11 protein-coding genes are annotated in these 11,433 nt (G+C 50.0%); 2 read left to right on the plus strand and 9 right to left on the minus strand.

All coding sequences use genetic code 11. From position 1 onward, the window contains the following. Window positions 1-43: 43 nt before the first annotated feature. Window positions 44-436, minus strand: a complete 393-nt coding sequence (locus B4C79_RS15110) for a GIY-YIG nuclease family protein (RefSeq protein WP_171099137.1) — start codon at window positions 434-436, stop codon at window positions 44-46. A gap of 228 nt (window positions 437-664) precedes the next feature. Here B4C79_RS15110 and B4C79_RS15115 point away from each other — a divergent pair, with 228 nt between their 5' ends. Continuing rightward, window positions 665-1,390, plus strand: coding sequence for an NYN domain-containing protein (locus tag B4C79_RS15115; RefSeq protein WP_105029138.1), 726 nt, complete (start codon window positions 665-667; stop codon window positions 1,388-1,390). Between the two features lie 57 nt (window positions 1,391-1,447). Here B4C79_RS15115 and B4C79_RS15120 read toward each other — a convergent pair whose 3' ends face one another. Next, on the minus strand, window positions 1,448-3,127 hold the full coding sequence (locus tag B4C79_RS15120) for an AMP-dependent synthetase/ligase (protein ID WP_291739390.1): 1,680 nt from the start codon (window positions 3,125-3,127) through the stop codon (window positions 1,448-1,450). 76 nt (window positions 3,128-3,203) lie between these two features. Then, window positions 3,204-3,848 (minus strand): glutathione binding-like protein, encoded by a 645-nt coding sequence (locus tag B4C79_RS15125; protein WP_291739391.1) that lies wholly within the window; start codon window positions 3,846-3,848, stop codon window positions 3,204-3,206. Between the two features lie 122 nt (window positions 3,849-3,970). Here B4C79_RS15125 and B4C79_RS15130 point away from each other — a divergent pair, with 122 nt between their 5' ends. Further along, window positions 3,971-5,572, plus strand: a complete 1,602-nt coding sequence (locus B4C79_RS15130) for a hypothetical protein (RefSeq protein ID WP_291739392.1) — start codon at window positions 3,971-3,973, stop codon at window positions 5,570-5,572. A 15-nt stretch (window positions 5,573-5,587) separates the two neighbouring features. Here B4C79_RS15130 and B4C79_RS15135 read toward each other — a convergent pair whose 3' ends face one another. From B4C79_RS15135 to queF, 6 genes are all read right to left on the minus strand, one after another. After that, complete coding sequence (locus B4C79_RS15135; protein ID WP_291751985.1) at window positions 5,588-7,501, minus strand: ABC-F family ATP-binding cassette domain-containing protein; 1,914 nt, start codon at window positions 7,499-7,501, stop codon at window positions 5,588-5,590. Between the two features lie 9 nt (window positions 7,502-7,510). Beyond that, the gene (gene prmB, locus B4C79_RS15140) at window positions 7,511-8,425 is read right to left on the minus strand and encodes a 50S ribosomal protein L3 N(5)-glutamine methyltransferase (RefSeq protein WP_171099128.1); all 915 of its coding nucleotides are present in this window, start codon (window positions 8,423-8,425) and stop codon (window positions 7,511-7,513) included. Beyond that, window positions 8,422-8,766: an ArsC/Spx/MgsR family protein gene (locus B4C79_RS15145; RefSeq protein ID WP_275270839.1), complete on the minus strand. Its 345-nt coding sequence runs from the start codon at window positions 8,764-8,766 to the stop codon at window positions 8,422-8,424. The genes prmB and B4C79_RS15145 overlap by 4 nt, the downstream gene beginning before the upstream one ends. Before the next feature lie 16 nt (window positions 8,767-8,782). After that, a complete protein-coding gene (gene dapD / locus B4C79_RS15150) occupies window positions 8,783-9,613 on the minus strand; it encodes a 2,3,4,5-tetrahydropyridine-2,6-dicarboxylate N-succinyltransferase (protein ID WP_291740966.1) in 831 nt (276 codons plus the stop codon). Window positions 9,614-9,627: 14 nt separating this feature from the next. Next, on the minus strand, window positions 9,628-10,824 hold the full coding sequence (gene dapC, locus B4C79_RS15155) for a succinyldiaminopimelate transaminase (protein ID WP_291740968.1): 1,197 nt from the start codon (window positions 10,822-10,824) through the stop codon (window positions 9,628-9,630). Window positions 10,825-10,891: 67 nt separating this feature from the next. Continuing rightward, window positions 10,892-11,311 (minus strand): preQ(1) synthase, encoded by a 420-nt coding sequence (gene queF / locus B4C79_RS15160; protein ID WP_105029129.1) that lies wholly within the window; start codon window positions 11,309-11,311, stop codon window positions 10,892-10,894. Window positions 11,312-11,433: the final 122 nt, after the last annotated feature.

Genomic DNA, 11,433 nt, shown 5'->3' on the forward strand with positions numbered 1-11,433 from the left:
GCTGAACCCGGAAATTGGAATACCAATTTCCCAAATAATTTGCTCACGCTGCTTTTTCCTGATCTTTCGCAGGTGCTCCTATTCTTTTAACTGAATATTCATTTAAAAATTGGGGTAGCAGATTGTCCCAATCGGGGTTTAAGGACTCAATCAACAGCAAGCGCATGTCGCGTGGCCAGTTCCGCACTCGGCGAAGTCGGGCCACAAATTTGTCATGGTCAGTCCAGACTTCGAAGTAAACAAGGCGATCAAGTCGATGGTAGTGTGCATAATCACGGCGAAGCCCTTGCAGGTGTTCATCCATGCGCGTCGCAAGACAGTTGGTATCCCCCAGGTAAAGGGGGCCATTGGGTTTGTTGTTCGACAAAATATAAAGCCAGTATTTGTCTTGCTTTCTGGCGGTGTCGTTCAAGCTACTGTCCGTGTTCTTGCTCAATTCATCCTCCGCACCATTGGGGCTTTAGGGCAATAAGTGGTTGTAAGTACAATACTTATTGATTGTATGTGTATTGCTTATTTTGCTGTGCAAGTTTCTCCCTCTTAATGGGTGCTGCCATCGCTATTTTTGACGGATATTCGGTGGTACTATATTTGTGGACAATTATTTCCTGATGCCAAAATAATTTTGGCGGTCTGATTATTTATATATTTATCAAAGGCTTATATGCTTACAGCTATCCTGGTGGATGGTCCGTTCTTCATTCGCAGAATTCGCCAAATTTTTCCAAGTTCAGTCCACCATGACGCAAAAGTCATGGCCGATCTGGTGTGGCGTTTATCAGCCGCTCATTTGTTTGAACGCAATCAGCCCAAGCGCCACTTGTTCCGCATTTTTTTCTATGACACGCCCGTGTTCACGCAACGTGTAACCTTGCCGGTTTCCAGACAACAAATTGATTTGTCAAAATCCAAAGAAGGGCAATTCCGGGTGGCGTTTCAGCGTCAATTGCAAAGAAAACGGAAATTGGCTGTGAAGCTGGGCGAAGCGCGCGAAGCGGATACCTGGAAACTGAATGAGGATGCCCTCGCTGATTTGCTTGGCAAACGCATTACCGTAGACGACCTGGCCGATGAGGACTTCACCCCCGATTCCCACCCCAAGGGCATTGAATTAAGAATGGGCGTAGATCTAGCTACCCTGGCCTACAAACGACAGGTTCAACAGGTGGTCTTGCTGACCGGAGATGGTGCTTTTTCAAGTGCGGCGGAATTGTTGCGTCACGAGGGCGTTGATGTGGTGCTCGACCCGATGTGGCAAAACATTTCTGAAGATCTGTTTTCCTACATTGATGGGCTGCGCTCGACCTGCCCCCCACCAGACAGGGCAGCAGATTTCCTGGCCCGAATTGGATCCGATACTTACGATCACGACGATTTGCCTGCAGAATAAAAAAAGCCCACGTCAAAGTGGGCTTTTTTCTGCACCAAGGGAGGTGGAGTACTTCAATCAATCCCCCATGCCTTCTGCGTAAAGGTCGTTGATTCGATCCTTGAACGCTTCAATCACCTTCACGCGTTTTACCTTGAGGGTCGGCGTTAAAAGGCCGTTGTCGACCGTCCAGGGTTCTTTGGTGGTGATAATGCGGCGCACACGGATGTAGCGCGGCAAATGCTGCAAACGCTCATTGGCTCGTTTGATCAGTTCTTTTTCATTGGAGTTGGCAGTGACCGCAATCATGCCGATGAACGGTCGTCCCTCGCCGATCAATACAATTTGCTCAAACACATCGTCACCAATAATGGCCATTTCCGCATCCTGCGGGGAAAACTTCTCGCCATTGGACAACACCATGATGTCTTTGATTCGACCCCGAATATAAATTCGTTTGTCCTTGATTTCAGCCACGTCGCCCGTGTGCAGCCAACCGTCTGAATCGATCGCTGTTTTTGTGGCCTCTTCGTTTTGCCAATACCCCAACATGATGTTGGGGCCGCGTGCCAGCAGTTCGTCATTTTCGCCCAGCATGACCTCTACATTGGGCAGAGCAGGGCCCACAGATTCAGGCACATTGCCTTCGGGACGGTTGACTGAGATGACCGGGCAGGCCTCAGTCATGCCATAGCCGTGAAGAATGGGAAGCCCCATTGCGATAAACGCCTTGGCAATTGTGCTGTCTAGTGCCGCACCACCCACCACGGCCAAACGCAAGCGGCCGCCCAGTCTTTCCAGAATAGGTTGAGCCACTTTGGCGCGCAGAAGAGGGAGTTGAAAGTGATCGACAATGCCACCTTTGCCCTGTTCCATCCGCCAGCCCACATCCACCAGCTTTTCGAATGCCTTTCGCTTGAAGCGAGAGTCTTTGACAGAGGCTTGAATGCGGCCGTAAAACTTTTCAAAAATGCGCGGTACAGCAAACAGAACCGTGGGTGCCTGTGTTGCCAGGTCTTCTGGCAATTGATTGATACCACGTGCGTAAATCACTTTTGCACCCACACGCAGGGGCAAGTAGTAACCGCCAGTGCGCTCGAACATGTGAGACATGGGCAAAAATGACAAAAATACGTCTTCCGGCTTTGCAATGTCCAACTGGAAACAGCTGTCTACGTTGGCGATCACGTTTTTGTGCGACAACATTACTCCCTTAGGGCGACCCGATGTGCCCGAGGTGTAGCAAATTGTGGCCAGCGTGTTTTGCTCTAGATCGAGCAGCTCGAAGGGCTCCAGCTTTTTATCCAGACTTTTCAGCACATGGACCGCATTTTCCACGCCATCGGCTTCTTTTTCGATGTCTGATTTGATCGACAACACGCGAACGTCTTTCAGATTCTCTTTCAACAGGTTGCGGGCAATGCGGTCATTTTCAACAACCACTGCGCGCGATCCGGAATCCTGAATGCAATAAGCAATGTTGCTGGCGTTGTCGTCCACATACAGCGGCACTGAAACAAGGCCCATGGCCACTGCACCCTGGTCAAACGCCACCCAGTGAACACTGTTCTTCAGGCAAATGGCGACCCTGTCGCCGGGCTGTAAGCCCATGGATCGGAAAAAAGCCTGCCAGGAACGTGCAAGGTCGATCATTTCCCGTGCTTTGAAATCAACCCACTCGTTGTCTATGAACTGACGGTACAACACGCGATTGGGGGTGTCATCGTGTTGAAACAAGAATGTGGCGATGTTCGCCATAAGGAGGTCTCCCAAATTTCTGTTTTTATAAAATTGACCGTAGTGTACTGAACAGTTTAAGGATTGATAAGAACACTCATTCTAGATTTGTATTCAAGGCCTTGATGACGGCTGGACGGGCACTTAACGCCTCATACCATTTGTGCACTGCAGGATAATCACTTAGCTCAATCCCCTGGCGTTGCCAACGATAAACCCAAGGATACAAAGCCATATCGGCGATGGAATAGTTTTCCCCTGCGATGTAAGGAAATTCGTTGAGCTGTTTGTTGATAACCTCATAGAGCCTTTTGGCCTCATTGGTGTATCGATTGATAGCATATTCAATCGGTTCAGGCGCGTAAATCCGAAAATGATGCGCCTGCCCCAGCATCGGACCCACACCACCCATTTGAAACATCAGCCATTGAATGATCGAGAGGCGTTCACGGTGACCATTACCGAAAAACTTGCCGGTTTTCTCGGCCAAGTAAATCAGAATGGCACCGCTTTCAAACAATTCGAGTGGTTTTCCGTCAGGGCCATGCGGGTCAATAATCGCCGGTATTTTGTTGTTGGGGCTGAATTTCAAAAACTCGGGCTTGAATTGATCGCCCTTGCCAATATCAACCGCAACGGGTTTCCATTGAAGTCCCATTTCCTCGCAGGCAATGTGAATTTTGTAGCCGTTGGGAGTTGTCCAGGTGTAGACCTGAATCGGTTCATTTTGCGCAGTATTCAATCAACGCTCTCCAGTGATGCAAGTGGGCTAACACGTTCGTGCTAGGTCATTTCAAGGATACCTCACTGAGTGTTGTCATGCGTATGCTAACGCTAACAGGAACAATTGAACCGAGAGTAGACATGCCGATTTTCTGGACACAAGCCGCTCGAATAATTCACCTTTCGGTGTTTTCGATTCTCTGTGCTTTATTGACGCTGTTTCCCCTGCCAGGTCTCAGCCTTGAAATTTCCACACCAGTGGGTATTCAGCAAATTGGTCAAATCCTGAATCTGAAAAGTACGCTCAGCAACATGCCAGAAGGAGCTGAGTCGCAATTGCGATCCACATGCCTGAAGGCTCGAATATATGCTTTGGGAAATACCCCTGGCAGTTATGAAAGTACCCTCTCGCGAGAGGTACTGGTGAATTTTGACCCAACGATTCGCCGCGGAGGATTGCTCGAATTCAAGTCTGTAGCACCTGTTGAGGATGCGGTGGTTGAAATGGAGTTGGTGTCGGAGTGCCCCTTGATCGTGTTCAGCACAAAATGGACATTGCTGTTGAAACAGGGTGGGGTCGAACAGGGCAGTGCAATTAATGTAAGCACTGCTGGCAAAGAATCTGCTTTTGACCCTGAAGGTTCTTCTTTGTTGGCCAATTCCAGAAAAGCACCAGCGCCACAGCTTGACAGCAAACCAGTGTGGATGACTCAAGACGAGCGACATGAAATAAAGCCTCAACAAGCATTGAACCAGACTCCCGCAGTTGTTTTAAAGACACCAGAAAATGATGAGGCGGCTGGTACCAATGAAGTTGTGAAGGTGGCATCGCTTAATACGGATTTGTTTGGCGCCGGGCTCATTGAAAGCCGACGGGAAACCAGCGATGTAACTGGCGGGCTGGGTTTGAATGAATACACTGGGGAAACAGCTGCAAACCGTAACCTGCAAGAGTGGCTGCTGCCGGTATCGTTGGGTGCAGCGGTTCTGTTGATAATTACTTTGTTACTTTATCGACGGCATTCAGCTAAAAAAGCAAATATTCAGTTTGGGGTTAATGAGTACGGTCACGATGATCGCCGTGCCAATAATTCACAGCCGCTGGATGTAGCGACCATCAGCCGAGAACACGTCATGGCGTTTTCTGGAGAGCCTGCATCAGTGTCAGTGGGCAGCCATCGGGTGTTGGAGTCTTTGATTGGAAATGATGAACAGGACTTTGACGCCGACTTGAATTCGTCTGTCCATAACATGAACACTGGTTTGATCGACCCTGTGTATCGATCGTCTCTAAAAATCAGTCTTGAGTTAATCAATCGGGCCGACATTCCCAGCTGGAAATTGCCTGCATCTTATCTGGGTTTGGTCGAGTCGCGGAACAAATCACTGGAGCTGCACAGAACGATCGATGCTTTGTTGTTGCGAAGTCAGATTGGCTTGATTGAATTGGCTTTTCAGGATGCCAAACAGGGCCAGTTGACCCCGGCGCAGTCTTCACTGGAACTGCTGGAGCAGGTACTTGGCAATGAGTTACATGACATGGAGTTCAGACCAACGCTTTGCGTGCCCGATGTGGTCAAAAGTCATGTGCGCGCAAAAATGTGCGAGATCGCGGGTGCCGATAAGCGCCAGCTACTTCGTGAAAACCTGGTGAACTTGAACAGCCAGGTGCTTAGCCCCGCACTTTGCTTTAATTCAAATGCATGGCGCGAATTCTTGAGTGAGGAAGGTATTCTGGATTAGCCATCACATTGCTGTTCACGACACGCTTAGGGACTCTTCCAGTTGCTCAATCTCAAGCATCAGTTCCAGCAACTCAGTTTCCGCATTCTCTAGGCGAGCGGCGATCAAGTTGCGCTCATGGTGCAGTTCCGCGGCTTTTTTCGAATCGTCGGGTTTGCTGTAGTCGCATTTGGCCAAAGCTTCATCAAGTTTGGCCATTTTGGGTTGGTCAGTCTCAATTAGTTTTTCAAGTTTTTTAACCTGATTGCCCAATTGTTTGATTCGTTGGTTCACAGCTTGCCTGTCTATCGGTGCTGCCACAACTGCAACAGGTTTGTTGTTCGAATTGCCTTGTTTTGCATTGCGATTTTCCGCACTGGTTTCTTTGCGCAGCAGCTCGGCATAGTCATCCAGGTCCCCGTCAAATTCGGTCACTGCGCCTTGGTGAACGCGCCAAAAGCGATCAGTAATAGATTCCAGCAAATGCCGGTCATGAGAAACCATCACCAGGGCTCCTTCAAATTCCAGAAGGCTGCTGGCCAAGGCTTGGCGAGTTGCAATGTCCAGGTGGTTTGTGGGTTCATCCAGCAATAGCAGGTTGGGGCGTTTGTAAGCCAAAAGGGCCAAAGCCAAACGCGACTTTTCACCGCCCGAAAAACTGCCAACCAATTGACGAACTTTGTCGTCTCTAAAGTGATAGCGTGCCAGGAATTCACGCGCTTTTTGCTCGGAAATTTGCCGCTCCAGACGTGACATGTGCTGCAAGGGTGTGGCGTTCATGTCAAGCGATTCAATTTGGTCTTGTGCGAAATACCCGTAAACCAGTCCTTTGCCCTCAACCCGCTCACCACCCAACATGTTGAGCTCGCCCACCAATGTCTTAACCAGGGTGGTTTTGCCATTGCCGTTGGCACCCAACAGACCGATACGGTCGCCAGGGCGAAGTTCAAGACTGATACTTTTTAGTATGGGCGTTGCACCTTCATAGCCACAATCGCTCCGGTTCAGAACCACCAACGGGTCTGGACTTTTGTGGGGTTCCATAAACGGAATTGCCACATGGGGTTCTACTTGCAAAGTTTCAATCAACTTGATCTTTTCAAGTCGCTTTACCCGGCTTTGTGCTTGTTTGGCCTTGCTGGCTTTGGCCTTGAAACGATCCACAAATTTTTGCAGCTTTTCCATTTCACCAGCAGCCTTTTTGTTGGCCTGGCTAACCTGGTCTGCACGCTCGGCAAAAGCACGCTCAAACGCAGAGTAACCACCCGTGTACTTGGTCAGTTTTTCGCTGTTCAGGTGCACGGTGTGGGTACACACCTCGTCTAGAAAATCACGGTCATGTGAAACCAGAATTACCGTGCTGTTGACTTGCTTGATCCACTGCTCCAGCCACACCACCGCTTCGATGTCCAGGTGGTTGGTGGGTTCGTCCAGCAAAATAAGGTCGGCCCTTGAGCCCAGCACTTTGGCAAGGTTCAAGCGCATTTTCCAGCCGCCAGAAAACTCGCCAACTTTGCGTTGAAGGTCTTCTGTTTTAAACCCCAAGCCGTGAAGAATGGTGGCCACACGCGCTTCAGCAGTGTAGCCATCCAGGTTCTCCAGTTCTTCATACAAGTGGCCAAGTTGCTCCATGTCGCCGCTTTCTTCAACAGCATGAATTTTTTGGCGCACTTCGTGCAAGGCCCGGTCACCTTCCAGGGCGAAATCAATCACGCTGAGATGGTTGGCCGTTACTTCCTGATCAATCCAGGAAAGTCGCCACACCTTGGGCAGGTCGATACTGCCTTGATCAATGTGAAGCTCGCCAAGAAGGGCACTTAGAAAACTGGATTTACCAGCGCCATTGTGACCAATCAGACCTACTTTTTCACCGGGAAACAGAGTGAGTTCAGCATTGGTTAAAATAGGCTTGCTGCCCCGCGCAATGCTGAGGTTGTTGATTTGAATCATTGAATGGGTTTAGACCAAGTCTTCTTTGTTGAGCAAAAACACCTGTTCGTCACCTGCCGAGGTTTCAAGCCAAATGGGATTTAAATGTGGAAAGGCCGCTTCGAAATGCAGTTTTTCATTGCCGAGTTCAACCACCAGAAAACCGCCGTCTTTCAGGTGTTTAGGGGCCTGTTCAAGAATATCCTGAATCAGATCCATACCGCTGTCGCCACCGGCCAAAGCCATGCGTGGCTCGTGCAGGTATTCGGGAGGCAGCTTTTTCATGGAGGCCTCATTGACATAAGGCGGGTTGGTCAAGATGAAGTCGTATTGCTTGCCATTCAGGTTTGAAAACAAATCCGATTCAATGGCATGAACACGCCGCTTCATCTCATGCAGCTGTATGTTCTCGCGCGCGACACTCAAGGCCTCAGTTGACAAATCGACAGCATCAACCTGCGCATTTTCAAACACATAGGCAGCTAGAATCGCCAGACAGCCGGAACCTGTGCACATGTCAAGAATCTCGAATGGCATTTCAGGGGCATTTACCCAGGGCGTTAATTGGTCGGCCAGCAGTTCAGCGATGAAGGAACGCGGGATGATGACCCGTTCGTCGACCTTGAAGGCATGTCCTTGCAACCAGGCCTCGCCAGTGATGTAACTGGCCGGCTTGCGATCGACTACACGTTGGGTAATAAAACGTGTCAGTCGATTGGCTTCTTGAATGGTGACACGTGCGTCCCAAAACGGCCCGACATCGCCAATCGGCAGACTGAGCGCCGACTGCACCATATAAATCGCTTCATCAAATGCGTTGCTTGAGCCATGGCCAAAAAACACCTGACCACGGCGCATTTCGCTGACATAAAACCGCACCCAGTCGCGAACGGTGTGCAGTTCTTTGGGGTCGACTGCAATGTGTGCGGTGTAATCCTGATTCATGAATTGCCTTGGCTGAAATCGGTTTGCCCAATGGTGAGTACGCCGTTCAATTCGACGACCGGGCGTTTAATGATGCTGGGGTATTCCAACAGAAGGGCTTTGGCACCCTCAGGTGACTGGGCTTTGCCTTGCAGGCTTTCGTCCAGACCACGCCAAGTGGTGCCTTTCCGATTGATGACTTTATCCAACCCAAAGGTACTGATCCATTCGTCAAGCAGCAACGCGGGTACACCATGTTTTTTGAAGTCATGGAAAACAATTTCCACGTCATTCGATTTCAGGGATGCAATCGCTTTTTTTACGCTGTCGCAGTTAGGAATTCCGTATACCTTGGCTGTCATTCTGTCGGATGCTCCTTTACTCTGCGTTGCGCAGCAATTCGTTGATGCCGGTTTTCGCACGTGTTTTTGCATCAACACGCTTGACGATCACCGCGCAGTACAGGCTGTACTTGCCACAAGCGCTGGGCAGTGAGCCACTGACGACCACTGAGCCAGCAGGAATTCGGCCGTAACTTACTTCGCCTGTTTCGCGGTTGTAAATTTTTGTACTTTGACCGATGTAAACACCCATGGAAATCACGGAGTTTTCTTCAACGATTACGCCTTCCACTACCTCAGAACGTGCGCCAATAAAGCAGTTGTCTTCGATGATTGTGGGGTTCGCCTGTAGAGGTTCCAACACGCCACCAATGCCTACGCCACCGCTCAAGTGAACGTTTTTACCGATTTGTGCGCATGAACCCACAGTGGCCCAAGTGTCCACCATGGTGCCTTCGTCTACATACGCACCAATGTTCACGTAGCTGGGCATCAGCACTACATTTTTGGCAATGAAACTGCCACGGCGGGCCACGGCAGGCGGTACTACACGGAATCCACCTTTCTTGAAGTCTTCTTCGGTGTAATCGACAAACTTGGTGGGCACCTTGTCGTAAAACTGGGTGAAACCACCGGCAGCCATTGGTTTGTTGTCTTCAAGGCGGAAAGAAAGCAACACGGCTTTCTTGATCCATTGGTGGGTTACCCACTCGCCGCTTTCCTTCGAACAAACACGCAATTCACCCCTGTTCAATTTTTCCAGTACGTCGCCAACAGCGGCGCGAACGTCTGCAGGTGCAGAAGAAGGGGAAATTTCTGCACGGTTTTCCCATGCGGCTTCAATGATGGATTGATGATTATTTGTCATGGTGATTTCCTGTGTCAGAGACTGTTTTTAATTTGTTGTGCAATTCGACAAGCGGCCTCATTGCATTCGGCCAGGCTGGCTACCAGCGCAATTCTCACATGGTTGCTGCCGGGGTTAAATCCATTCACCTCGCGACCCAAAAAGCTTCCGGGCAATAGGGTAACATGCGCTTGCTCAAATAGCCTTTTGGCGAAGGCTGTGTCGCTTTGCCCCACATCAGCCCAAAAGTAAAAGCCGGCGGGTGGAATATGCAGTTCAAGTTTGCTTTCAAGAATAGCGCTGAAGGCTTTGAACTTCTCGGTGTATAAGCGGCGGTTCTCGGCAACGTGTTCTTCATCGTTCCAGGCAGCTACGCTGGCCATTTGTATGGTGGTCGACATGGCAGAACCATGGTAGGTGCGGTAGCGAAGAAATGCCTTGATCAGCTCTGCATCGCCTGCCACATAACCAGAACGAAGCCCGGGCGCGTTAGAGCGCTTGGAGAGGCTGGAAAACACAATCAGGTTGTTGTAATCCGACCTTCCCAAACGGCTTGCTGCTTCAAGCCCACCGATGGGGGCTGCGGTGCCATCTAGATAAATTTCTGAATAACATTCATCCGATGCGATCACGATATTGTATTCATCGGCCAGATCAAACAGCTTTTGCCAGTCTTCAAGTGAATACACCGCGCCGGTCGGGTTGTTGGGCGAACACACATACATCAGCTTTGTTTTGGCCAATACATCGGGGCTGAGTGCGTGAAAATTTGACAAACCGCTGGCCGGATCAATGTTCACGAACACAGGGCTTGCGCCACCTAAAAAGGTGGCGCCTTCGTAAATTTGATAAAACGGGTTTGGAAAAACAACGTGGCTGTCGTTCTCACAACCATCCAGTACCACCTGTGCGAAAGAAAACAAAGCCTCACGCGAGCCCAGAATCGGCAAAACCTGAGTTTCCGGATCGACCAAGGCATCAAAACGGCGCAGTATCCACTCAGAGATTGCTTTTCTCAACACCGGCAATCCCTGCGTACCGGGGTATACCGACAAGCCATCAAGGTTGTCGATCAAAGCCTGCTTGATCAGCGCTGGCGTGGGATGCTTGGGTTCGCCAATCGACAAATTCACATGGGTCAAACCACCCGTGTGCTGGGTGCCCGCGAACAATGCTTTGAGGCGTTCAAATGGATAAGGCTGAAGTTTGTCGAGGTTTTTCAATGAGTTCACCGGAATTGCTGTTTAGCCATCGTTTTAAGCCAAGCGCGTATAGCCACGCGCTTTTAACCCCTCGCATTTAGCCACGAGTAGGGTTCATGGTTGAAATGGAATCCAGTTCAACTTTCGGCAAGGGCTGAAAGCCTGAGTGGCGGTGTTCAGCCACCACCGTGGTGTATACACCACCCCGAACATACCATTTCGCAGTTAGTTTCATGTAGCGGGGGTCAGTTGCGGCCACCAGGTCGTCCAGAATCTTGTTGGTTACAGCCTCGTGGAAAGCACCTTCCTCCCTGTAACTCCACATGTACATTTTCAGGCTTTTCAGCTCTACATTCTTCTGGTTGGGCAGGTAGTCGATCACCAAAGTGGCGAAGTCTGGCTGCCCGGTCAAGGGACAAAGACATGTAAATTCAGGCACTTCGATGTGAACGTGGTAGGGCCGATCCGGGTTCGGATTCGGAAAAGTCTGTAAATCACGGCTGGGTTTGTTACTCATAATTCTCTCGTGGGCCTTTTTAGCCTGTTGTGGCCTTTGGCCTTTGTGGCGTTAAACAACTCAATCATCCTGCCAACTACGGGCGGGGGCCCGGCGTAAAGCGCGAAGGCTTTGCTATTATA

Origin of the sequence: Limnobacter sp. UBA7229, assembly GCF_002473065.1 — a bacterium.
Classification (GTDB): domain Bacteria; phylum Pseudomonadota; class Gammaproteobacteria; order Burkholderiales; family Burkholderiaceae_B; genus Limnobacter; species Limnobacter profundi.